Annotated in this window: 20 protein-coding genes and 2 pseudogenes; 14 read left to right on the forward strand and 8 right to left on the reverse strand. The window is 67.5% G+C overall.

Features of this window, described 5'->3' with window-relative positions; translation table 11 throughout:
* Positions 1 to 379: 379 nt before the first annotated feature.
* Positions 380 to 622, forward strand: a pseudogene (locus MET9862_RS19370) (esterase/lipase family protein); the annotation flags it as partial.
* Between the two features lie 99 nt (positions 623 to 721).
* Here the strand turns inward: MET9862_RS19370 and MET9862_RS19375 are convergent.
* A pseudogene (locus MET9862_RS19375) lies at positions 722 to 946 on the reverse strand (LysR family transcriptional regulator); the annotation flags it as partial.
* 174 nt (positions 947 to 1,120) lie between these two features.
* Here MET9862_RS19375 and MET9862_RS19380 point away from each other — a divergent pair.
* The 5 genes from MET9862_RS19380 to MET9862_RS19405 all read left to right on the forward strand — a co-directional run bounded on the left by MET9862_RS19380 (position 1,121) and on the right by MET9862_RS19405 (position 6,523).
* Positions 1,121 to 2,005 carry an NAD(P)-dependent oxidoreductase gene (locus tag MET9862_RS19380; RefSeq protein WP_142584530.1) on the forward strand — a complete coding sequence of 295 codons (885 nt, stop codon included), beginning with the start codon at positions 1,121 to 1,123 and terminating at the stop codon, positions 2,003 to 2,005.
* Between the two features lie 50 nt (positions 2,006 to 2,055).
* The gene (locus MET9862_RS19385) at positions 2,056 to 2,904 is read left to right on the forward strand and encodes an alpha/beta fold hydrolase (RefSeq protein WP_142584531.1); all 849 of its coding nucleotides are present in this window, start codon (positions 2,056 to 2,058) and stop codon (positions 2,902 to 2,904) included.
* A 67-nt stretch (positions 2,905 to 2,971) separates the two neighbouring features.
* Positions 2,972 to 3,502 (forward strand): VOC family protein, encoded by a 531-nt coding sequence (locus MET9862_RS19390; protein ID WP_142584532.1) that lies wholly within the window; start codon positions 2,972 to 2,974, stop codon positions 3,500 to 3,502.
* Between the two features lie 619 nt (positions 3,503 to 4,121).
* On the forward strand, positions 4,122 to 4,787 hold the full coding sequence (locus MET9862_RS19395; RefSeq protein WP_438616635.1) for a L,D-transpeptidase: 666 nt from the start codon (positions 4,122 to 4,124) through the stop codon (positions 4,785 to 4,787).
* An 833-nt stretch (positions 4,788 to 5,620) separates the two neighbouring features.
* The gene (locus tag MET9862_RS19405) at positions 5,621 to 6,523 is read left to right on the forward strand and encodes a hypothetical protein (RefSeq protein WP_142584534.1); all 903 of its coding nucleotides are present in this window, start codon (positions 5,621 to 5,623) and stop codon (positions 6,521 to 6,523) included.
* Between the two features lie 757 nt (positions 6,524 to 7,280).
* On the opposite strand, the gene MET9862_RS19410 is transcribed toward MET9862_RS19405, so the two are convergent.
* The 5 genes from MET9862_RS19410 to MET9862_RS19430 form a co-directional block, all read right to left on the reverse strand.
* Positions 7,281 to 7,775, reverse strand: coding sequence for a hypothetical protein (locus MET9862_RS19410; RefSeq protein ID WP_142584535.1), 495 nt, complete (start codon positions 7,773 to 7,775; stop codon positions 7,281 to 7,283).
* Between the two features lie 126 nt (positions 7,776 to 7,901).
* The gene (locus MET9862_RS19415; RefSeq protein WP_142584536.1) at positions 7,902 to 8,099 is read right to left on the reverse strand and encodes a hypothetical protein; all 198 of its coding nucleotides are present in this window, start codon (positions 8,097 to 8,099) and stop codon (positions 7,902 to 7,904) included.
* Positions 8,100 to 8,243: 144 nt separating this feature from the next.
* Positions 8,244 to 8,618 (reverse strand): hypothetical protein, encoded by a 375-nt coding sequence (locus MET9862_RS19420; RefSeq protein ID WP_142584537.1) that lies wholly within the window; start codon positions 8,616 to 8,618, stop codon positions 8,244 to 8,246.
* 226 nt (positions 8,619 to 8,844) lie between these two features.
* Positions 8,845 to 9,147: a hypothetical protein gene (locus tag MET9862_RS19425; RefSeq protein WP_142584538.1), complete on the reverse strand. Its 303-nt coding sequence runs from the start codon at positions 9,145 to 9,147 to the stop codon at positions 8,845 to 8,847.
* A 207-nt stretch (positions 9,148 to 9,354) separates the two neighbouring features.
* Complete coding sequence (locus tag MET9862_RS19430; RefSeq protein ID WP_142584539.1) at positions 9,355 to 9,876, reverse strand: hypothetical protein; 522 nt, start codon at positions 9,874 to 9,876, stop codon at positions 9,355 to 9,357.
* Positions 9,877 to 10,226: 350 nt separating this feature from the next.
* On the opposite strand from MET9862_RS19430, the gene MET9862_RS19435 reads away from it, so the two are divergent.
* Entirely contained in the window at positions 10,227 to 10,742 is a 516-nt protein-coding gene (locus MET9862_RS19435) for a prolyl-tRNA synthetase associated domain-containing protein (RefSeq protein WP_142584540.1), read from the forward strand.
* A 61-nt stretch (positions 10,743 to 10,803) separates the two neighbouring features.
* On the opposite strand, the gene aqpZ is transcribed toward MET9862_RS19435, so the two are convergent.
* On the reverse strand, positions 10,804 to 11,544 hold the full coding sequence (gene aqpZ / locus MET9862_RS19440; protein WP_142584541.1) for an aquaporin Z: 741 nt from the start codon (positions 11,542 to 11,544) through the stop codon (positions 10,804 to 10,806).
* A gap of 452 nt (positions 11,545 to 11,996) precedes the next feature.
* Here aqpZ and MET9862_RS19445 point away from each other — a divergent pair, with 452 nt between their 5' ends.
* The 7 genes from MET9862_RS19445 to MET9862_RS19475 all read left to right on the forward strand — a co-directional run bounded on the left by MET9862_RS19445 (position 11,997) and on the right by MET9862_RS19475 (position 20,156).
* A complete protein-coding gene (locus tag MET9862_RS19445; RefSeq protein WP_185156937.1) occupies positions 11,997 to 13,106 on the forward strand; it encodes an efflux RND transporter periplasmic adaptor subunit in 1,110 nt (369 codons plus the stop codon).
* A gap of 11 nt (positions 13,107 to 13,117) precedes the next feature.
* Positions 13,118 to 16,306 carry an efflux RND transporter permease subunit gene (locus MET9862_RS19450; RefSeq protein ID WP_142584543.1) on the forward strand — a complete coding sequence of 1,063 codons (3,189 nt, stop codon included), beginning with the start codon at positions 13,118 to 13,120 and terminating at the stop codon, positions 16,304 to 16,306.
* A gap of 15 nt (positions 16,307 to 16,321) precedes the next feature.
* Complete coding sequence (locus MET9862_RS19455; RefSeq protein WP_142584544.1) at positions 16,322 to 16,666, forward strand: hypothetical protein; 345 nt, start codon at positions 16,322 to 16,324, stop codon at positions 16,664 to 16,666.
* A gap of 68 nt (positions 16,667 to 16,734) precedes the next feature.
* Positions 16,735 to 16,983 (forward strand): hypothetical protein, encoded by a 249-nt coding sequence (locus MET9862_RS19460; protein ID WP_142584545.1) that lies wholly within the window; start codon positions 16,735 to 16,737, stop codon positions 16,981 to 16,983.
* A gap of 260 nt (positions 16,984 to 17,243) precedes the next feature.
* Positions 17,244 to 18,272 (forward strand): TAXI family TRAP transporter solute-binding subunit, encoded by a 1,029-nt coding sequence (locus tag MET9862_RS19465; RefSeq protein ID WP_142584546.1) that lies wholly within the window; start codon positions 17,244 to 17,246, stop codon positions 18,270 to 18,272.
* 133 nt (positions 18,273 to 18,405) lie between these two features.
* Positions 18,406 to 19,452 carry a GlxA family transcriptional regulator gene (locus MET9862_RS19470; protein WP_142584547.1) on the forward strand — a complete coding sequence of 349 codons (1,047 nt, stop codon included), beginning with the start codon at positions 18,406 to 18,408 and terminating at the stop codon, positions 19,450 to 19,452.
* Entirely contained in the window at positions 19,449 to 20,156 is a 708-nt protein-coding gene (locus MET9862_RS19475) for a DJ-1/PfpI family protein (protein WP_142584548.1), read from the forward strand. Before MET9862_RS19470 ends, MET9862_RS19475 begins: the two co-directional genes overlap by 4 nt.
* A 24-nt stretch (positions 20,157 to 20,180) precedes the next feature.
* On the opposite strand, the gene MET9862_RS19480 is transcribed toward MET9862_RS19475, so the two are convergent.
* Entirely contained in the window at positions 20,181 to 21,140 is a 960-nt protein-coding gene (locus MET9862_RS19480) for a LysR family transcriptional regulator (protein WP_142584549.1), read from the reverse strand.
* Positions 21,141 to 21,239: the final 99 nt, after the last annotated feature.

Consider the following 21,239-nt stretch of genomic DNA (forward strand, 5'->3'; position numbering starts at 1 on the left):
ACGGCGACATCCCGCGGGCCATTGTAGACGACTGCACGCATCGCTCGCTCCTGCCCTGAGGTCGTATGCCAAGCAAAAGGAGGTACACGCTGCCTGTCACGAGATCATCCGGGCGATACCTACGGTGTTCTCCGGAGCGCGATCTGAGCCTCCCTCCGCAGCGCACCAACATCGGACCCGGCCGAAGCGATTTGGCCTCCCGGGATGTCCACCTTGGAGGTTTTGGCAAAGGCACCTGACTGGCCGAGATGGAGCGCAATGCCGAAGGTCCGCTCTTCGGCTGACGTGTGAGGTTCGCCGGGGGCGAGACACCGACCAAAGCGCGCAACACACCGCAGCTGCGGACGAGCCACTGCGCCGCCAGCCTGCATGTTCCGTCCTGGGGCTGCCGGCGCCGGCCCGGGCGAAGAGTGAGACGAGGCCCGCCCGCAACGTCGTGCTCGTGCACGGCCTCTTCGCGGACGGCTCCTGCTGGTCGGACGTGATCGGCCGCCTCCAATCGGCGGGCTTGAACGTGACGACGCTCGAGGCGGCGACCGAGTCTGTTCGGCGCGTGCTCGCGCGGACCGAGGGACCGACCGTGCTGGTAGGCCACTCCTTCGCGGGCACGGTCATCTCCGAGGTCAGGGACGCGCACGTCGTCGCGCTCGGTGTGAGCCACCTCTCGCTGAGCGGGGAAGCTGACCCGTGTGCGGCAGTCGTCGTCCAGCCTCAGCTCCTGGACCGCTCCGCGCTGCCGTTCGACCGGCGCGATGATCCCGTGGCCCGCTTCGGTCAGGACAAGACCGTCCGCGGTGCGCTGGAAGAGCGTGTGACCGATCGCCTGCTCGAATGCGCGCAGACGCCTGCCGACGGTCGGATGGCTCGTCTGGAGCGAACGCGCGGCGCCGCCGAGCGTGCCGGACCGCGCGATGGCCAGGAAGATTCTGACGTCACTCCATTCCATCGCGGCACCCGCACAAAACTGAACGCCGAGAATACAATTATGTCGCTTCAGGAACAAATCTAATCATCTAGATTCCGGCCATCGTCTGAAGGTGCAGGGCTCAGCCCGATGATCGCACAAAAGCCTGCGTCCAAGCCCGCCTGCAGCTCTCATCCGAACAGCAAGAGGTAGATCATGCAGGTCGGATTCATTGGTCTCGGCAGTATGGGGTCAGCAATGGCCCTGAACTTGGTGAAAGCAGGCCATGAGGTGCGGGCCTGGAACCGTGGCAGGGTCGCCCAGGATCGCGTTCCCGGAGTAACGCTGGTTCAGCTCGCGGCGGATGCTTTCCAAGCCGACGCAGTCTTCACGATGCTATCCGACGATCCAGCCATCCGGGAGGTCATCCTTGATGCGGGTTTGCTCGCACGCGCGCGGCCGGGGCTGACCCATGTTGTCACGTCGACGATCTCGGTGGCTTTCGCGCGAGAACTGGAGTCGCTGCACGAGGAGGCGGGCCTTGGCTATGTGTCCGCACCAGTTCTCGGGCGGCCGAACGTAGCGGCGAGTGGCCAGCTCAATATCCTGGCGAGCGGGAAGGCCGAGGCAGTTGCGGCGATCGAGCCGTTGCTCGCCCCCCTGAGTCAGAAGGTCTGGACGTTGGGCGAGGATCCCGCGCGCGCGAACGCCGCCAAGATCGCCTGCAACATGATGATCGCCATGGCTATCGAGGCGATGGCTGAGGGTGTCGTGCTGACCGAGAGTGTCGGCCTCGGCCGTGCGGATTTCTTCGACCTCATCCTGGGCACCCTTTTCTCGGGCCGCGCCTATGAGACCTACAGCGTGCAGATCACGGAACGGTCATTCGAGCCCGGCTTCAAAGCCAAGCTCGCGCTGAAGGACATGTGCCTGGCGACCGAGGCGAGCAACCAGATCGGACGCACGCTCCCGATGCTTGAAGCTGTCCGCGAGGGGCTCAGCAAAGCTGTCTCAGCGGGCCTCGGAGAGAAGGACTGGTCGATCATGGCCGATATGACGGTTCGCGACATCACGATCGCCACCGATTTTGACCAGCACTGAGCGCTGGTCGCGAGCTCTGTTCGAATGTCACCATCGACCGGGAAGCGATCATGGTCGCAACGTTGAAGGGATTCACCCAGCAGCTGGTGCCGGTGAATGGCATCAAGATCAACGCCGTCACGGGGGGCTCCGGCCCGCCGATTCTTCTTCTTCATGGCTGGCCGGAAACATGGTGGGAATGGCACCACGTGATGCCGCTGCTGGCCGAGCATTTCAGCGTGGTGGCGATGGATCTGCGCGGCGCGGGTTTTTCCGACTGCCCGCTCGACGGCTATGACAAGGCGACGATGGCGCGCGACGCGCACGAAGTCATGGTTGCCCTCGGGTATGAGCGGTATGCCGTGTGCGGACACGACATCGGCGGCATGGTGGCATTGCCGCAGGCGGCACTTCATCGAGAGGCTGTCACGCATCTTGCAGTCCTCGACGTTCCGCTTCCCGGCTGGACCGAGTGGCAGGCGACGACCGCGCAGTTCTGGCATTTCGGCTTCCATATGAATCGGGACTTGCCCGAGCGTCTGATCCATGGCCGTGAGTACGACTATGTTTCGACCTTCATGGCAGAGCGGTTCTACGATCACAGCACCTTCAATCCGGCGGACATCGAGATCTATGCGAAAGCGATGGCGCTTCCCGGCCGCACCCGCGGCGGCATGGAATGGTATCGTACCCTCGCCGCCGACCATGCGGCCGCGTTCGAGTACAAGAAGCAGCCGCTCGAAATACCAGTGCTAGGTCTCGGCGGCGATCAGCGCTTCGGTGCACAGATGGTGCCGATGCTCAAGGAATTCGCCCTCGATGTGAGAGGCGGCTCGATTGCGCGGTGCAGCCACTATCTTGCGGACGAGCGACCGCACGAAGTCGCGGACGCTCTGATCGAATTCCTCAGGGCCAATTGAATACACCGGACCCGCGCGGTGGTGGGCCGGCCGGATCGCGATCGTCCAATGGAAAGGGAAGACAGTCATGACCGCTCCTGCCATTCGCGGGGTGAACCATATCGGCATCACGGTGCCTGACATCGAAGCCGCAAAATCGTTCCTGATGGAAGCTCTTGGCGGCCAGGTCATCTATCAATCCTTCGGGCCGCAGGATCCGGCGCGGCAAGGGCCCGAGTTCGAGCGGGCGGTTGGCGCATTTCCTGGAACGGTCGTGCGTGCGCAGGCGATGGTCAAAATTGGAACCGGGCCTGATATCGAGCTCTTCGAAATGCATGGCCCCGAACAGGCCCAGCCGGTCCGAGCGAGCGACATCGGCATTACGCACTTCGCTCTCTACACCGACGACATCGACGCATCGGTTGAGCGCTTCGAAAGGGCTGGAGGTACCCCTCTCACGGCGCCCCGCGCTATCCCCTACACAACCGAGAAGGGTCCGGGAAACAAGGTTTGCTACTGCCGTATGCCCTGGGGGACCACGATCGAATTCATCACTGCGCCGGACCGCATGGCTTATCATGACCAGACGCATCTGCGCAGATGGCAAGACGAGGGTTGAGCAGGGGGCGAACCGAGATCCACGTCTTCGAGAGCGGCTTCCACGATCTCAGAGCCTGTTTGGGCTGGATCGCGCCGGTGTTCACTCGGCTGAATGAGGATCCGTCGATCCCGCTCAAACAGGCTCTCAGAGATTCATCGAGACAGCGTGCGCGTCGATCCTGGGGGGCGCGCTCGGTAGGTCGCGTTGGCTCGAGCCTGCAATGCGCTTTCCGTGACCGATCCCGACCGTTGCATCATCTTAGAGTGTCGGCCGCACAACGAAGCCTCGTGGCGTTTGCTCGAGAGGGTCGGATTTCAAGCGCGTGGTGCAGACGGCTCTATACCGGGTCGCAAGCTCTTCGTCTTCTCAAATCGATGACACTCGTTGGTTGCCAAGACAGGTTCGGGTTCGAACCGAATTGTCGAGTATCTGAAAGAAGGACCGCCTTCAGGGTACGCGGCAACAGCCTGAGTGTCCGACTTGGATCAGCAGCAGCAATATGACGGCGCGCGACGCGATGATTGGAGATGACCGCAAAGCCATGACGAAATGCATTCCCGACGGCCTGCACTCCCCCCGTCCCCGAGTGCTGCACCGCGCCTCGGTTCTGTCGCTCACGCTGCTGACGACGGGCTGCATGGCGACCGATCGCGACGTAGGGGCAATCGCGAGCGTCGCGCCGGTGCATCCGAGCGTCCTCGCCATGTACGCGGCGAAGCCCACCGAGCGCTTTCCGCTGCCAGCGACCGACGTGAGCGAGGTCGACCCACGCTACTTCCGCCAGGAGGTCGCCTACCCGCGCCGCGAGCCCCCAGGTACCTTGGTCGTCGATCCGGGCAACAAGTTTCTCTACCTCGTGCGCGAGAACGGTCGGGCCCTGCGTTACGGCGTCGGTGTCGGCAAGGCCGGTCTCGCCTGGAATGGAACCGCCGAGATCAAGCGCAAGGCGGAATGGCCGCGCTGGACGCCGACGGCCGACATGATCCGGCGCGAGCCGGAGCGCAACGGCCCTTGGCGCAACGGCATGGCGCCGGGCCTGGCAAACCCGCTCGGCCCACGGGCTCTCTACCTCTTCGACGGCGACCGGGACACCCTCTACCGCATCCACGGCACGACGGAGCCCGACACCATCGGCACGAACGTCTCGTCCGGCTGCATCCGGATGTTCAACCAAGACATCATCGATCTTTACGGGCGCGTACCCGTCAGCACGAAGGTCGTGGTCCTGCCCGCCGGGGCGCACGTCGAGCCGCAGGAGGCCGTCAGGACGGCAGGCGGGGATGCCGAGCCGGATGCGAGCTGATCCTCGGCGGCTGACAGTCCGGTTCGACCACGCGGCCCATGTCAGCACCCAGCACTATGCCCGTCTCGTGAACAAGTGCGTAACAGGAATCGATCTGAGGCATGAAGACTACGGATCGCATTCGCTGCGCCGGAAGAAGGTCTCGCTGATCTCCAAGCACACTGGAAACCCACGGGTGGTTCAGATCCTGCTCGGCCACACGAGGATCGAGAGCACGATCCGCCATCTCGGTATCGATGCCGGGAATGTCCTCGTTCACGCGGGAGGCATCGACAACTGGGCATCGGCGGCCTCAGGTATAAGGTCGGGGAGCATGCCAATCTGTCGGACGACATCGCGCCCATCTCTGAGGTGGTTGTCACTGTCTTGGGTGGCTAAACAAAGCAATCTCTCGTCTCCGCCATTCGCTCTTCCCGTGGCTCATCTGCCCGTGTGGTTGGCCTGTCCTTCTCGCCGAGGGCGAAAGCCGGCCGGCCGATAACGGTCGACCGTGGCGGATGTCCGCGGCCAGCAAGGCTCCATCATCCCATCTGCGCGATCTCTCGCCTCATCCTGTTCGTCTGGCAGGAGGGTTAGAGGGTTGATGTCTGGAACAGCGACCCGAGGCCGTCGCCATCGCCGCGGGCGGCCGGCCCAAGGATCGTATCGACTGTCCTGGCTCGGTCTGCTTTGCTTATAGTCTGCCGTGAATGAATAATGCTCGTTTGCCGGAACGGCGCATGCTAGCCTCGGCAACGATTTGATTCGTTGTCGTCTGAGTATCGCGGACAACGAGTGTCCTCGCCGATCGAAAAGTCGGCAGGGCGATGCGTCCACAGACACGAGGTGATGTCATGGCTCGCGCGATCCTCCTGCCCCCCTCCGCCTTCGCCACCTGGATCTCCACGATAGGGATGTTCGGCCGCTGGGGCGACGAGCCGATCAAACTGAACCAATACGTGAGCGGATCTCACGAGAACGGCTTCAACTACACATCCGACGGGCTGCAGAACCAGATCGTCCGGATGAAGAGCGTTGCCGGTCCGACGATGGGCCAGGGCCCAGCCAAGAACACCAAGCAATGGGCGAATATCGGCAAGGGCCAGGGCTACGTCGCGGATTTCATCCTGGTTTGGGAGTGGATCTACGACAATTTCGATGCCGTGCAGAAGCTCAAGGTCGATCTCAAGCACGACGAGAAGGATGGGAAGGGAAGCCAGAAGACCGTTGTCGAGCGGATCGGCGTCCCCATGTCCGAGTTCCTCACATCAAAATCGGATTTCGCGACCGGGATGCAGAAGTTCATCGCCAAACGCGGCTACGGATGGGATTGTATCGGGTTTGTGTTCAATTACCTCTATCAAATCAATGTTTATACCGCGTACCCGGGATACCTCCCGCATCAATACTTGAAGGTTGGCAGCGGCTTTTCCAGGACCTGGAACTTGCAGGACGTTCAGCCGCTGAGTCTCCTGATTTTCGGGACGCCCGAGAACGGGTATCACATCGTCATCGTGGACAGTATCCAGAGTTATAGCGCATCGGAGGTGAAGCTGACCATCGCTCAGTGCTCCTCCGGCGGGCCACAATACAATCAGAACATCAGATTGCTACCCACGCAGGATAAGGGCTTCTTCCAATTGTCCGGACCGAGCCCTGTCCAGGGACGTGTCTTCATCGCGACCAATCCGCAGCTCCAGGCCGTCTATCCCAATTCCAAGCCGGGCGGGAACAGTTGGCTCGATCTCGTCGCCTGAGATCTGATGGATGAAGCCTGTCAGTCAGGCAGGAGGCGCTGTGGCGGCTGCCTCAAGCGCGCATGCGACGGGGGAAACGTGCCATCCCTCGAATGCAGGAGTTCGGCTTCAGGCGCGCTTAAGAGATCATGTGCAGCCTCTCCGTCTGTGATGGAGGTCATCCATGCGGACATCCTTGGTGGTTGGCGTGGCCGCTCTGGCGCTCGCGGGCAGTATCCAGGCCGCGGAGGCACGAGGACGTGGCTTCGGCCGCCTGTTCTCCGGAAAGGCGCCGACGCGCGACCAGCCCGTCGCAACGACATCCGCAGCGGGAACGCGCCCGGATGCCACTCGGATCAGCAGGATCGGCCTTCGGCCGGCCATCGCAACGGCACCGGCTGCAGCCTCTGCCGTGGCGCCGGTCGTGGCCGTTCCTCAATCACGCGCGACCGGTGAACCGGCTTCTGCGGCCTCACGTTCCGTGAACACGCCGGCCCCGCATGTGCAGGAGGCGCGGGTCGCGGTGCCAGCCTGCACCCCCGAGCGGCGTGTCGGCGGCGTCGGGGACTCGGGGACTGGCTTCTGCCTGATCAACTGATCACGACCCTCGGCTGAAGCCCGGCAACCGGTGCCGTCGTTGCCCTCGGCGATGTCGGACAAGGCGGCGGACTGGCCGCGTTGCCGTCCCTCTACGGTCCCGATCAGCCTCCGGCTCGCAGTCCCCATCATCTCGATGCGCTGCCGAACCTCATCGGTCGCCACTTGGAGGCTGCGCGCTCTAGATGTCGATCAGGTATGGCGGCCGGCCGTCGACCCGCACCAAGTGGCCACGGATCGGGGTGTACTTGAATCGGTCGTCGATCTTGCCTTTCAGGCTCCAGCTACAGACGGCCTCGTCGCTGCCGAAATATGACCACAGCGCCAAGCGGAATGTGTGAGACGATGCTTTGCTGAAGGTCAATTTCGCTTTCACGTAGGGCTTATGGGGAGCGAACATGTCCACCTCCATGATGTTGGTGAAGGCGTAGGCTCCATCCGTGTCGCCGATATCGTCGATATGGCTCTCGGCTTCCGTTCTGACCGAGCGGCCGGACGATGTCCTGTCGATCTCGATCAAATCGACCTGATTGCTGACCGCGCTCTGCACGTCCTGCGAGAAGAAATACTGCGCATAGTTGTCATTCGCTTTGCAATACATCTCGAGCCGGATCTGGGATCCCGAAGGAACCTGTATCCTCACGAGTCGCGTGAGATAGATCGACATCCGGTCCATGATCGCCTCCTTGCGTGATGGCTGCGGCCCATCCCCCTTTCGTGACTCCCCTCGGTTCATCCGGCGCGTCCCGGCTGTCGGCCCGTGCAGCCTCGCATCCCGAGGAGCGGCCGGGCGCGGACGCAATCAGGACATCCGTTCCGCGCGGATCGGCCGGGACATCGGCGCGGACGGTCCCGCGATCCCCTCCGGCGGCTGTTTTCGGCCTGCCAGCCGTTCCTGCTCGATGGCTTGAAGCGCGAAGACGACGACGGGCAGCGGATCGCTCGTCTGGACGGTGATTGCGCGTAGCGCCGCGATAAGCTGATCGTAAGCGTTCGGCATCAGCTGAACCCTCCCGAAGCGGAGATCGGCAGGTGATCAGATCGCGCAGCCTGCGGCTGTGCGCCCGGTCACACGGGATATCGGCTGTGCTCGCTACCGGAATCCGGTCCGGGACGGATCAAGTGTTTCATGGGTCGGGGCGGATCACTCCGGCCGCGCCGAGGTGATCTGAAGCGGTGCGGGATCCGGAGCGAGGCGCCTGGTCCGCCAGGTTTGGATCCGCGTGCGCAAAGCCGGATATTCGGGCAGCTGCGAGGGCAGCATCTCGCGGATTGTGAGCGGCTGACCGGGCACGTCGGGCGCCTCGATGATCTCGTAGCGGATTGGTGGTTCTCGACGTCGCGGAGGCTTCGGCCGCCGCAGAAGGGGCGCGAGCCACAGAACGCCGAACATGAGCAGACAGAGCGCGCCGATATTCACGCTTGCCCATGACGGGCTCGGCGCGCTCATCATGACGATCAGACCGCCGAGCGCGAATCCGGCAGCCATGATCCTGGCTGGGTCGACGTTGCTGGCCATACCTGAGTATTTCGCCCAGGCATTGACCGTCCATGAAGATCATCTGCCGCATTGTAACGTGCCGGCGCGATGGCTGGACAGCTCTGTGGATGTTCTCCTCGGTCTGCTCTCGGAACCTGATCGAGAGGATCGAGCGGGGCTTCATCCGCGCGATCCCGTCCTCGACCTATGGATTCGGGGAGCCTCTGCCTCCGCAGGGGGGCGTTCCGCGCCCCGGCGGCGCGCTTTACGAACGCCCCGCCTCCTTGCGCGTCTTCAGGTTTTCGACGGCTTCGGCAACGCCGCCGAACGTGTCGGCGATCGCCTCGGCGTAGGTCTGGACGATGAACTCCACCCGCTCGGGATCGGCCTCGCCGCCCGCGGCGTCGGTCTCCGACGCGACGACCGCAACGTGGTCGCGCGCGACGGCGCGGATATGCTCCGGCGAAACGTCGTGATCCGTGTAGAAGCGCGCGGCCACATCCATGACCAGCAGCTTCAGCGCCATCATGTCGGCGCGGGCCTTCAGGGTCTCGTCCGCCATGCTCATGCTGTGGCCCTCGGGGGTTTTGCCGGGCGATCGCCGGCACTGGCGCGCCTTCTAGAACCGGCCCTGATCGCGTTGCAACCGGGCGGGGCTCCCGCTTGCCGCGATGACCGGCTTCCGGGTGCCGCGCCGGGGCTGGCGCGCGGCAGGTGCCTTGCGCGGGCAGAAACGTCTCGGATCTGCGGCAGAACGCCCGGACACCCATCCTGGTCAGGGCCACGCCTTCTGCAGGTTGGACACCGTCTTGGCGATGATCGTGCAGGGCGGCATCGGCTTGCCGAGGCCACCCCAGGGCTGGATCTTGTCGGCTCCGGCGCTGTTGCCCTGAACGAATTCGCCCGGGAAGCAGAACACATCCTCGAGGGTGTGCTCGTCGTTGCTCAGGCCGGCTGCGTGGATGAACTCGTGCACGAGAATGAAGCGGCGCGCATCTTGCCCCACTTCGCGGGATTTCTTGTTCGCGGCATCGATGCGTGGTGTCGCCGGCACGAACACGAATGACCGGTCGATCAGGCCGGTATCCTGCTCGGCCACCGGGACCGTAAGCCCATGCAATCCATCCCCCGAGAAGGGTTTGGAATAGGAGGCGCCGCCATAGCTGAAGGATGCCTGCTTCGCGACGGCATCGACGATGATGTGGGCGCCCGCTTCCTCCTTGGCTTCGGCCAGGGCCACCTTCACGCCGTTGGTCGCCATCAGATCGTTGAAGATCTTGATCGCGTCGCGCAGCACGGTCGCCCAGCCTCCGCCTGTGAAGCCGCTTTTCGCGAATACGGACAATGGACTGGGCCGATTCCAGGACCTGACCGTCATGCCGCCCTCCATCCGAGATCGTGGAAGCACGCGTATGATCTTTGCTGAGCGTTCAGCTGAAGGCAAGGACAAGCGTCTGATCCGATGCAAGATTTGCCGTTATCAGTTCTGTTCTGTCGCTCTCGTATTCTTGGGAGTTCGTATCGCCTCTTGGTCGTCGGGTCTTCGGAGCACAGATCGCGCGCCGCTGGCTCCGGTGTCGTGATCAGTCCACGGGGCCGGCCCAGGCGTGTACGAGCGGCGCTTCGATCCAGGATACGAGGCGATCCATGTCCTTGAGCCCCGACGATGTGCTGGCGCGCCTGCGCGAGGGCGGTATCGCCTACGAGCTCTACGAGCACCCCCCGGTCGTCACCGTCGAGGCGATGATGGCAATCTGCGGTGACATCGCCGGCACGCACACGAAGAACCTCTTCCTGCGCGACGGGAAGAAGGCGCACTTTCTCGTCACGCTTCAGCACGACGCACGGGTCGACCTCAAGGCGCTCCGCTCCGTGCTCGGCGCCCGCGGTGGCCTCTCCTTTGCCAGCGCCGACGCGCTGCGCGAGCAGCTCGGCGTCGCGAGCGGTGCGGTCTCGCCGCTCGCAGCCTTCAACGCCGCACCGGGCAGCGTGCGGATTCTGATCCAGGACAGCCTGCTGGAGGCGGCGCGGATCAACGTTCACCCGCTGGTGAGTACGCGCACCGTCAGCCTCCTCCCCGGCGATCTCCTCGCGGTCCTGCGTGCGGCGGGTCATGAGCCGGAAGCCTTCGCCGTGCCGGAACTGCAGCGGGCGGACGCCTGACGCGCGAGGGGTGCGCCGTCAGCCGTCAGCCGTCACAATCCGCGCGTCCGGGCAGCCGGCCTCAAGCGGCGGCCCGCTTCTCGACCACGGTGGTCTCGACGATGTCCGCGGGTTCGTAAAGCCACCGGGCCAGGGCGCCTGCCATCATCGCGCCCGCGATCGGTGCCAGCCAGAACAACCAGAGCTGCGCCACGTACTCCCCGCCGGCGATCAAGGCCGGCCCCGTGCTCCGCGCCGGATTGACCGAGGTATTGGTCACCGGGATCGAGATGAGGTGGATCAGGACCAGGGTGAATCCGATAGGGATGCCGGCAAACCCCACCGCAGCGCCCTTCGATGTCGTGCCGATGATGATGAACAGGAAGAAGAAGGTCGTCAGGAATTCGGTGAGCAGGCAGGACACGACGCCGTACTTGCCGGGGCTGAGCTCACCGTAGCCGTTCGAGGCGAAGCCGTTCGGGACCCAGCCCGCCTTGCCCGAGGCGATGCCGTACAGGATCGCCGCCGCGATCGCGGCGCCGATCACCTGGGCGACAATGTAGGGCAGGACGTGACGGGTGGCGCAGCGGCTCGCCGACCAGAGACCCAGCGTGACGGCGGGATTGAAATGGCCGCCGGAGATGTGGCCGACGGCGTAAGCCATCGTGAGGACGGTGAGGCCGAAGGCGAAGGCGACGCCCAGGAAGCCGATGCCGAGTTCGGGAAAGGCGGCGGACAGGATGGCGGCGCCGCAGCCGCCGAAGGTGAGCCAGAAGGTGCCGAAGAATTCGGCCGTCGCCCGGCGCATCGTGTCGTGATCCATGCCGATACCTCTCGCTGCGTGTCGGTTACCCCATGCATCTCCGGCGCAGATGGCCCGCTTCGCCGGATCCATGTCGTTCTCGCGGAGCCTGACTGTAGGCCGAATCGAAACTCGGCTCGGCAAAATCTGGTCTGGGGACTGGGTTATTCTCACAGCGTTGAGGATGCCAGCGTTTTCAGGTGCCAAATCCGCAATCCAAACTTAAGTCGTACATCTCTCCATCGGTCATGAACTATCGTTCCGTCGTGCGTCTTATCATTTGATAAGTTTCCGTCTTGCCGGTTTCAGAGTAGATGAGAAAAGATGTTTGACAAGCCTGTCCGTTGGAATCCAATGTCTTCCCATCGCGGCACGCGAATCATCGCTCGATGGAGGTGTGCTTGCGTCAGCGTGCGCCTCTGCCTCGTCGATGGATCCGGACTCAGGCTCGGCTCACGGCCGCCTGCGCGGCGATGGTCCTGGCCGGTTGCGATCCGCCCCCGCCGGCCGTGCCGCCCGCGCCGCGGGTCGCGGCCGCCAACCCCCTGGTCGCGCCCCTTCAGGACAGCATCCTTCTGACCGGGCAGACCGCGGCCACGGCGAGCGTCGATCTCGTCGCGCGCGTGCCCGGCTTCCTGCGCGAGGTCGGCTTCGCGGACGGCGCCGACGTTCGCCAGGGGCAGCTCCTGTTCCGGATCGAGGACGATTCCTACGTCGCGCAGGTTGCGCTCGCGCAGGCGAATCTCGATCAGCAGACGGCCACCCTGAAGAGCGCCGAAGCCGAGTTCGCGCGTCAGGAGACGCTGCGCAAGCAGCTCATCGCGACGCAATCGACCTATGACAGCACGCTGGCGGCACGCGATACCGGCCGCAGCGCGGTCGCGGCTGCCCAGGCGAACCTGAAGGTCGCGCAGATCAATCTCGCCTATACCCGCGTCGAGGCCCCCTTCGCGGGACGGATGGGCCGACGCCTCGTCGATCCGGGCAACCTTGTCGGATCGGGTGCGCCGACCAAGCTCGGCACCCTGTCGCAGATCGATGCGCTCTACGCGACCGTCTCGGTCAACGAGCGCGACCTGCGCCGCCTGCAGGCGGCCATGCGGGACCGAGCCCTGACGCGGGAGACTCTGCAGGGCGTGCCGGTTCAGGCCGGCCTGTCCGACGAGCCGGACCTGCCGCATCGGGGGCAGCTGGATTTCGTGGATTCCGGCCTCGACACGGGCACCGGCACGCTCGTCGTCCGTGCCCGCCTCGACAATCCGGGCCGGAGCCTGGCACCGGGCCTGTTCGTGCGCCTGCGCATCCCGCTCGGGTCGCCACAACCCGTCCTCTGGGTGCCTGCCGCCGCGATCAGCGTCGATCAGGTCGGACCGAGCCTGCTCGTCGTCGATGCCGGCGGCGTGGTGAATCTGCGTCGCGTCGGCCTCGGACCCAACCGCGACGGCCTCCAGGTGATCGCCTCCGGGCTCCAGCCGGCCGACCGCGTGGTGACCGAAGGGATCCAGCACGCCGTGCCGGGCCGGACGGTCGTCGCGGTGCCGGGCGTCATCGGCGCGCCGACCGTGTCGGCCCGGGCCGAGTGAGGAGGGGGCTCGTGAACGCCGCCACCTTCGTCGACCGTCCGGTTCTCGCCAACGTGAGCGCGCTGATCGTCAGCCTGATCGGCCTCGTGGCCGTGCTGTTCCTGCCCGTCACCCAGTATCCGCCGATCACCCCGCCCACCGTCCAGGTCACGGCGCGCTTTCCCGGCGCAGACGCCCGAACCGTGGTCGAGACCGTGGCTCTGCCGATCGAGCAGCAGGTCAACGGCGTCGAGAACATGCTCTACATGCAGTCGACCGCGGCCAACGACGGCAGCTACACGCTCGTGGTCACCTTCGCGGTCGGGACGGATCTCGATCAGGCCCAGGTCCAGGTCCAGAACCGGCTCTCGGCCGCGCTCGCGATCCTGCCGCAGGCCGTGCAGGCGCAGGGGGTGACGAGCCGGAAGAAGAGCACGGCGATCCTGCAGATCGTCACCTTGACCTCGCCCGATCGCTCCCGCGACGGCCTCTTCCTCAGCAACTACGCCGCGATCAGCCTGAAGGACGCGCTCGCGCGCATTCCGGGCGTTGCCGATGCCTCTGTCTTCGGGGTCGGACAGTACGGCATGCGCGTCTGGCTCGACGCGGATGCCATGCGGGCGCGTGGGTTGATGCCGGGCGACGTGCTGACGGCGATCCAGCAGCAGAGCCAGGCGGTGGCGGCCGGGCAGGTCGGCGCGCCGCCGGCGCCCACCACCCAGGCCTTTCAGGTCACCCTGGACCTGCGCGGCCGCTTCGCCGACGCGGCCGAGTTCGAGGCGATCGCGGTGAAGACGGAGCCCGGTGGCGGCATCACCCGGATCCGCGACATCGGCCGTGTCGAACTCGGCGCGCAGACCTACAGCCAGTTCCTCACCCTCGACGGCGCCCCGGCAGCCGGGATCGCGATCTTCCAGCTGCCCGGCGCCAACGCGCTCACCGTCGCCGACGCGGTGCGCGCCGAGATGGCGCGCCTCGGGGCAGGCTTCCCGGAGGGCGTCGCCTCCGCCATCCCCTTCGACACGACGCGCTTCGTCGAGGCGTCGATCCACGAGGTCTACCTGACGCTCGCCGAGGCGGCGGGTCTCGTGCTCCTCGTGATCCTGCTCTTCCTGCACGATTGGCGCGCCACCCTGGTGCCCGCGACCACCGTGCCGGTCACCGTCATCGGCGCCTTCGCGGCCCTGTGGCTGCTGGGCTTCAGCATCAACCTGCTGACCCTGTTCGGTCTGGTGCTCGCCATCGGCATCGTGGTCGACGACGCGATCATGGTGGTCGAGGGGGCGACGCATCACATCGAGGCGGGCCTCGATCCCCGGTCGGCGGCGGTCGCCGCGATGGGCGAGCTGATGCGGCCGATCCTCGCCATCACGCTCGTGCTGCTCTGCGTCTTCCTGCCGGCCACGCTGCTGCCCGGCATCGTCGGCCAGTTCTACCGGCAGTTCGCCCTCGTGATCGCGGCGACCGCCGTGCTGAGCGCGATCAACGCCGCGACCCTGAAGCCGACCCAGTGCGCGCGCTGGCTGCGCCCGCGGGTCGCGCCGTCGATCGGCTTCGCGGCCGCCTACCGCCGCGGCTTCGACGGCGCCTACGGACGGTTCGAGGCGGCCTATCTCGGGCTGACCGCTCGCCTCGTCCGGCATGCCGCCGGCGCCTCGGCTGCTGCGCTCGCACTCCTGGCGCTGGGCCTTTACGGCCTCACGCGCCTGCCCACCGCCTTCATCCCGACGGAGGACCAGGGCTACCTGATGGTCTCGGTCCAATTGCCGGACGGCGCGTCGCTCGAGCGCACCGCCCGGGCCATGGACCGCCTGACGGCGGAAGCGCGGGCGGTTCCGGGCGTCGAGCAGGTGGTCGCGATCGGCGGTGTCTCGCTCCTCGACAACAACGCCTCGCTCGCCAATGCCGGCGTCGCCTACGTCATCCTGAAGGACTGGAGCCTGCGCGGGGCGGACGAGACCCTCCGCGCCATCTACGGGAGGCTTCAGGCGCGTCTGTCGGGCCTTGCCGAGGCGCGTCTCACCGTGGTGCCGCCGCCGCCGATCCAGGGGCTCGGCCTTACGGGCGGCTTCCAGATGCAGGTCCAGCTGGTCGACGGCAGTTTCGACTATCGCCGGCTGCAGCAGGCCGCGGACGCGCTCGTGGCGGCGGCCGCCGCGGAGCCGGGCCTCGTGCGCGTCACCACGCCCTTCCGGGCCGGGGCGCCGCATCTGCGCGTGGATCTCGACCGGCGCAAGGCCGAGACGCTCGGCGTGAATCCGGGCGACGCGCTCCAGACCATCCAGACCTATGTGGGCTCGACCTATGTCGGCCAGATCACCCGGTTCGGGCACACCTTCCCGATCTTCGTCCAGGCCGATGCGCCCTTCCGCCTGACCCCTGAGACGGTCGAGACCCTGACAGTGCGCAACGCGAGCGGGGGCGCGGTGCCGGTCGGCGTTCTGGCGCAGCTCACGCCGGCCGTGGGACCGGCCCTGGTGCCTCTGTTCGATCTCGCGCCGTCCGCCGCGGTGATCGGCGTGGCGGCGCCCGGCACCAGCTCCGGCCAGGCGCTCGCCGCGATGACGAGCCTGGCACAGGCTGCGCTGCCGCCGGGCACCCGCTTCGCCTGGTCCGGCATCTCGTACCAAGAGGCGCAACTCGGAGGGCAGGCCTATTGGGTGTTCGGCCTCGCGCTGCTCCTCGTCTATCTCGTGCTGGCGGGCCAGTACGAGAGCTGGACGGCGCCCCTCGCGGTGATCCTCGTCGTGCCTCTCGCCCTGCTCGGCACGGTGACGGCGCTGATGCTCGCGGGCGCCGACAACAACATCTACACGCAGGTCGGCCTCGTCCTGCTGATCGCGCTCGCGGCCAAGAACGCCATCCTGGTCGTGGCCTTCGCGCGCGACCTTCGGCTCGCGCAGGGCCTGCCGATCGCGGAGGCCGCCCTCGCCGCCGCGCGTCTGCGCCTCCGACCGATCCTGATGACCTCCCTCGCCTTCATCCTGGGCGTGCTGCCGCTCGTCTTCGCCACGGGGGCAGGGGCGGCGGCCCGGCGCTCCATCGGCATCGCCGTGTGCAGCGGCATGCTCGCTTCGACCTTCGTGGCGGTGCTGTTCGTGCCGCCGCTCTTCGTGATGCTCCAGCGCGTCTCGGAGCGCGGACACAGGCCGGGTGCAGCCGTCGAGGCCGTGCCGGGGGCGGGGGCGACGCCCGCGACCGGCAGCGGGTCCGGACTCTGACGAGAGGAGGAAGCGATGAGAGCGATCGGTTTCTGTCTGCTGACCAGCCTGATGGGATTGGCTGCGCAACCCGCCGTCGCGGCGGCCATCGGCGCGACGAGCCCGGTCCCGGCACCCGCCCCGATCATGCAACTGGCCCAGGCCAACAGCGCCTCGACGCATTGCGCGGCCGGCCTGCCGGCGGATTCGAAGATGATCTACGACGCCTCGTTGCGGAATATGAAGAGCCTGGAGACCCTGCGCGACACCGTCGTGTCCGAGACGCGCTCCCTGGTCGAGGCTGGCCGGATCACCGAGCTCGACGCCCGTCCCGCCGCGGAGCGAGCCGGAACCTGCCTGCGGCTGTTGGCCCATCCATGACGCGGCGAGACCGTGAATGGACCCGGCCGCAGGGGCCGCCGGGGCGTGAGACATGAGGAGATCCAGCCATGAGACGTATGTCCCTGCTGCACCAAGCGCTCATCCTTCTCGGCGCCGTCGTCGGGCTCGCGCTGTCCCTGCCGACGCCGGCCGAAGCCGTCGTCTGCGCCGGCGGCGTCTACCGGGCCGGCTGCGTCGGCCCCCGGGGCAGCGTCGCGGTGCGGCGCGGCGTCTACGGCCCGCGGCGCGCCGTGGTGCGGGGCGGCTATTACCGGCCGCGCACCGTGGTCTACCGGCGCGGCGTCCGGCGCTGGTAGGCCGGGCCCGGCAGACGTGATCCTGCGGGCCGCCCCGGCGCCCCCCCCCCCCCCCGGGCCGGCCGCCGCGCCGGGCTTTTCCGGGCTGGTCCATGCCGACCTGCGCATCGCCGCCGGGCCACCCGGCAGCGCGGGCCAGCGCCTGATCGCGACCTTCGCGGCAGCGAACGCGCGGCCGCATCCGCGCGTGCGTCTCCTCCCCGTGGAGGAGGGCGACCTCGCCGCGCGCCGCCCTGGACGACGGGCGCGTCGACCTCGCGGTGATCCGCAGCGACCTGCCGCCGCCGGTGAACGGCCTCACCGTTGCGATCCTGCGCCGCGACGTGGTCGCCATCGTCCTGCCGCCGCACAGTCCGGTGACGGCTCTCGGTCAGCTTACGGGTCGTGCCGTGGCGATCCAGGCGGGCCCGTTTCAAGCGGACGATGCCCGCGTCCTCGACACGCTGCTCGATTATGTCGGCGTGCCAGCCGCCAAGGTGGGGCACCTCTTCCTCGACCCCACCGATTTGCGGGCCGCCCTCCAGGAGCACCGGGCGGCGGCGGTCTTCGCGATCGGCCCGGTCGGCGCGGGCGCGGTCGTCGATGCCGTCGCGGCCGTGGCGCGCGCGACCGGCGGCAATCCGAAGCTTCTCGCGCTCGACGAGGGCGAGTCGATTCATCGGCGCTATCCGGGTCTCGAGCCCATCGAGGTGCCGGTGGGCGCCTTCCGTGGCCGCCCCCCGGTCCCGGCCGAGGCGGTGAACAGCCTCGCCGTGATCTACCGGCTCGTCGCCGCGCGAAGCATGCTCGACATCGTGGCCGCGGCTGTCGCCCGATCGGTCTTCACGGCGCGGGGCATGCTGACGGAGGCGACGCCGTTCGCCGGGCAGATCGAGGCGCCCGACCTCGACGACAAGATGCCCCTCATCCCGGTCCATCCGGGCGTCGCGGCCTATATCAACAACGGCGACCAGAGCTTCTTCGATACCTCGCAGAACTACCTCTATCTCGGCGGCATCCTCCTCAGCCTCGCCGGCTCGGGGCTCGCACTCGCCGTCAGCTCCTGGCGGCGGCGCCACGCCGCCCTGGACCGCGGCCTGATCGCGGACCTCGTCGCCATCGCGGACCGGGCCCATACCGCGGACGCCGCCGAACTCGACGCCCTGTCGCAGGAGCTGCACCGGCTCGTCGGCACGGCGCTGGTGCGCCAAGCCCACGGCGATGGGATGCCCGCCCTGATCGGCCCCGCCATCGATCACGCCCGCGAGGCGATCCGGGCGCGGCGCGCCATGGTGCAGCACGTGACCTGAGTGCCGATGCGTGACGGCGCGCCCGCCACGGTCCGGTCCAAGACCACCGGCGGGATCCGGGAGGCACGGCGATGGCAGAATTCGAGGGAACAACGACATTGTGACGCCGCCTGGCGGGTGCGACCTTCCCGGCATGTCCTCGACCGTCCACACACCGCGCCGTGTCCTGATCCTCGCCGCCGCGCCGGCCCAGCTCCTCGACATCGCCGGACCTGCGGAGATCCTGGCGCAGGCGAGCCGTCTCGGCCCGGCGACGGGCTCGGATGCGCGCCTCTACGATCTCGCCTGCCACATCGTTCCGGAGCCCGGCACGCCGGCGACCTCGGCGGGCCTCCCCTTGAGCTCCACCGTCACGGCCGAGACGTTGCTCGGGTGGAGCGCCCTCGACACCCTGATCGTGGCAGGCGGGGAGGGCGCGCGCCGCCGTGGCGACGAGGCCGCGATCCGCGACCTCACCCGCCATCTCGCGTCCCGGGCGCGGCGCGTCGTCGGCGTCTGCACGGGCGCCTTCATCCTTGCGGCGTCGGGCTGCCTGAACGGCCGGCGCGTCACCACCCATTGGCGCTGGTGCGATGAACTCGCCCGGCGCCATCCCGGCCTCGCCGTCGATCCCGAGCCGATCTACGTCCAGGACGGTCGCGTCTGGACTTCGGCCGGGATCACGGCCGGGATGGACCTCGCACTGGCCCTTGTCGAGGCCGACCATGGCCATGCGCTGGCACTGGCGGTCGCCCGCGAACTGGTGATGTTCCTGCGCCGGCCCGGGAGCCAGAAGCAATTCAGCCCGCATCTGACGGACCGGACCGGTCTGTCGGCGCGCCTCGCGGATCTTCCGTCCTGGATGAGCGAGAATCTGCACCGGCCGCTGCGGGTCGAGACGCTCGCCGCGCGCGTCGGCCTGAGCCCGCGGCAGTTCGCCCGCGCCTTCCGGGCCGAGGCGGGGACGACGCCGGCCCGCATGCTGGAGCGCCTGCGCGTCGATGCGGCGCGCCGCATGCTCGAATCCGACGGGGCCGCCCTCGCTGCGGTGGCGACCCTCTGCGGCTTCCAGGCCGACGAGACCATGCGGCGCGCCTTCCTGCGCCAGGTCGGCGTGCCGCCGGGCGATTACCGCGACCGTTTCCGCGCCGAGCGGCGCCTATCCCAGCAAACCCTGCCCGAGAGGAGTGCAACCGCATGATCGATTCCGAGCGTCACCTGCAGATCGGCTCTCTGCTCTTCGAGGGGCTCGACCAGATCGACCTGACCGGCCCCTTCGAGGTCCTGTCCCGGATCCCGAATGCGACCTACCGGATCTATGCCAAGGATCGGGAGCCGGTGCGGGACGTGCGCGGCCTGCGCCTCAGCCCGGACGCGACGCTGGCGGAGGCGCCCCAGCTCGATCTGCTGCACGTGCCCGGCGGCTACGGCCAGGAGGCGCTGATGGAGGACGAGGCCGTGCTCGGCTGGATTCGCGATCAGGCCGCGGGCGCGCTCTGCGTGCTCTCCGTCTGCACGGGCGCGCTCGTCTGCGGCGCGGCCGGCCTTCTCGCCGGGCGGCGGGCGACGACGCATTGGAGCGCCCACCACCTGCTGCCGCTCTTCGGTGCGACCGCGGTCGATGCGCGCGTGGTGGTCGATGGCCCCATGGTCTTCGCGGCCGGAGTCACGGCCGGGATCGACGGGGCACTCACCGCCGCGGCGCAGCTGCGCGGCGACGAGGCGGCCCAGGTCATCCAGCTCTACATGGAATACGCCCCCGAGCCGCCCTTCGACGCCGGCACCCCGGCGCGCGCACCGGAGGCGGTGAGTGCCCGGGCCCGCGCCGGCGCCGCGGAGATCACCGCACGGCGCGAGGCGACCGCCCGCAGGGTCGGCGCCCGGCTCGGCGTGACGCCGGGCTGACGCTCCGCGCTCGGGGATGTCGGCTCAGTGCAGCCCTTCGACGACCAGGCTGCGGCGGCAGGGCGTCGGCGGCGGGCGCAGGCCGAGCTGGAGCGACGGGTCCGAACGGAACAGCCCCTTCAGGAAGCCGGCGACCGCGCGGATACGCGGGGCGAATTGCAGGTCGGTATGGACGTTCAGCCAGAGGTCGCGGCTGGTCGAGGCGGCCTCGTGCAGCACCGGCACGAGGTCGTCGCGCCCGCTCACCGCGAAGCTCGGCAGGAGGACGAGGCCGAGTCCGCCGGCCGCCGCCTGCTTCTGCGCGATCATGCTGGTGGAGTGGAACACGACGTGGCGGTCGCGCACCACGTCGTCGAGCCAGCGCACGCAATCCACCTGGATGAGGTCGTCGATATAGGAGACGAAGGCGTGCTCCCGAAGATCGTCAAGGCTCTTCGGGATGCCGGCCCGGGCGAGGTAGCCCGGCGCGCCGTAGAGCCCGAGCCGGAAGCGGCCGACGAGTTCCGAGACGAGCCCCTGGCCGGGCGGTTTGAAGAAGCTGAGGAAGAGATCCGCCTCGCGACGGTTCACGTAGACCGTCTGCGACGAGGTCACGAGCTCGACCGTGAGGTCGGGGTGGGTCTCGCGCAGGCTGCCGAACCGCTCCGCGAGATAGAGGGAGGCGATGCCCTCCATCGTGGCGAGTCTCACGCGCCCGCCGGCCTGCCCCGTCGAGGGTGAGACCTCCTCGCCCATGGCGATCACCGCGCTCTCCACCCGCTCGGCATGGCCGAGCAGGCGCTGGCCGGCCTCGCTCAGCCGGAGGCCCGAAGGCACGCGCTCGAACAGGGCGATGCCGAGCGCGCCTTCGAGATGGGCGAGGCGACGGCTCACCGTGGATTGATCGACCCGCAGGCGCTTGGCGGCCCCCGCGAGGCTGCCGCCCCGGGCCGCATTGATGAAGACCTTGAGGTCATCCCAGTCGAGCAGGTCGAGCGCGCGCATGAAGGCCTCCCGGCAAGACTTGCGCCAAGCTTCGCGCTCACGCCGGAGCCATGCAAGGCGCCTTGCAGATTTGTCCGCTTCGCGCATGGAACCTGGCCC

Source organism: Methylobacterium symbioticum (genome assembly GCF_902141845.1).
GTDB classification, from domain to species: Bacteria; Pseudomonadota; Alphaproteobacteria; order Rhizobiales; family Beijerinckiaceae; genus Methylobacterium; species Methylobacterium symbioticum.

Bases quoted from the DNA above. Each gene is read 5' to 3' on its own strand.
- MET9862_RS19380 (WP_142584530.1), top strand. From the start codon at position 1,121: ATGCAGGTCGGATTCATTGGTCTCGGCAGTATGGGGTCAGCAATGGCC.
- MET9862_RS19385 (WP_142584531.1), top strand. From the start codon at position 2,056: ATGGTCGCAACGTTGAAGGGATTCACCCAGCAGCTGGTGCCGGTGAAT.
- MET9862_RS19390 (WP_142584532.1), top strand. From the start codon at position 2,972: ATGACCGCTCCTGCCATTCGCGGGGTGAACCATATCGGCATCACGGTG.
- MET9862_RS19395 (WP_438616635.1), top strand. From the start codon at position 4,122: ATGGCGACCGATCGCGACGTAGGGGCAATCGCGAGCGTCGCGCCGGTG.
- MET9862_RS19405 (WP_142584534.1), top strand. From the start codon at position 5,621: ATGGCTCGCGCGATCCTCCTGCCCCCCTCCGCCTTCGCCACCTGGATC.
- MET9862_RS19410 (WP_142584535.1), bottom strand. From the start codon at position 7,775: ATGGACCGGATGTCGATCTATCTCACGCGACTCGTGAGGATACAGGTT.
- MET9862_RS19415 (WP_142584536.1), bottom strand. From the start codon at position 8,099: ATGCCGAACGCTTACGATCAGCTTATCGCGGCGCTACGCGCAATCACC.
- MET9862_RS19420 (WP_142584537.1), bottom strand. From the start codon at position 8,618: ATGGCCAGCAACGTCGACCCAGCCAGGATCATGGCTGCCGGATTCGCG.
- MET9862_RS19425 (WP_142584538.1), bottom strand. From the start codon at position 9,147: ATGAGCATGGCGGACGAGACCCTGAAGGCCCGCGCCGACATGATGGCG.
- MET9862_RS19435 (WP_142584540.1), top strand. From the start codon at position 10,227: ATGTCCTTGAGCCCCGACGATGTGCTGGCGCGCCTGCGCGAGGGCGGT.
- aqpZ (WP_142584541.1), bottom strand. From the start codon at position 11,544: ATGGATCACGACACGATGCGCCGGGCGACGGCCGAATTCTTCGGCACC.
- MET9862_RS19445 (WP_185156937.1), top strand. From the start codon at position 11,997: ATGGTCCTGGCCGGTTGCGATCCGCCCCCGCCGGCCGTGCCGCCCGCG.
- MET9862_RS19455 (WP_142584544.1), top strand. From the start codon at position 16,322: ATGAGAGCGATCGGTTTCTGTCTGCTGACCAGCCTGATGGGATTGGCT.
- MET9862_RS19460 (WP_142584545.1), top strand. From the start codon at position 16,735: ATGAGACGTATGTCCCTGCTGCACCAAGCGCTCATCCTTCTCGGCGCC.
- MET9862_RS19470 (WP_142584547.1), top strand. From the start codon at position 18,406: ATGTCCTCGACCGTCCACACACCGCGCCGTGTCCTGATCCTCGCCGCC.
- MET9862_RS19475 (WP_142584548.1), top strand. From the start codon at position 19,449: ATGATCGATTCCGAGCGTCACCTGCAGATCGGCTCTCTGCTCTTCGAG.
- MET9862_RS19480 (WP_142584549.1), bottom strand. From the start codon at position 21,140: ATGCGCGCGCTCGACCTGCTCGACTGGGATGACCTCAAGGTCTTCATC.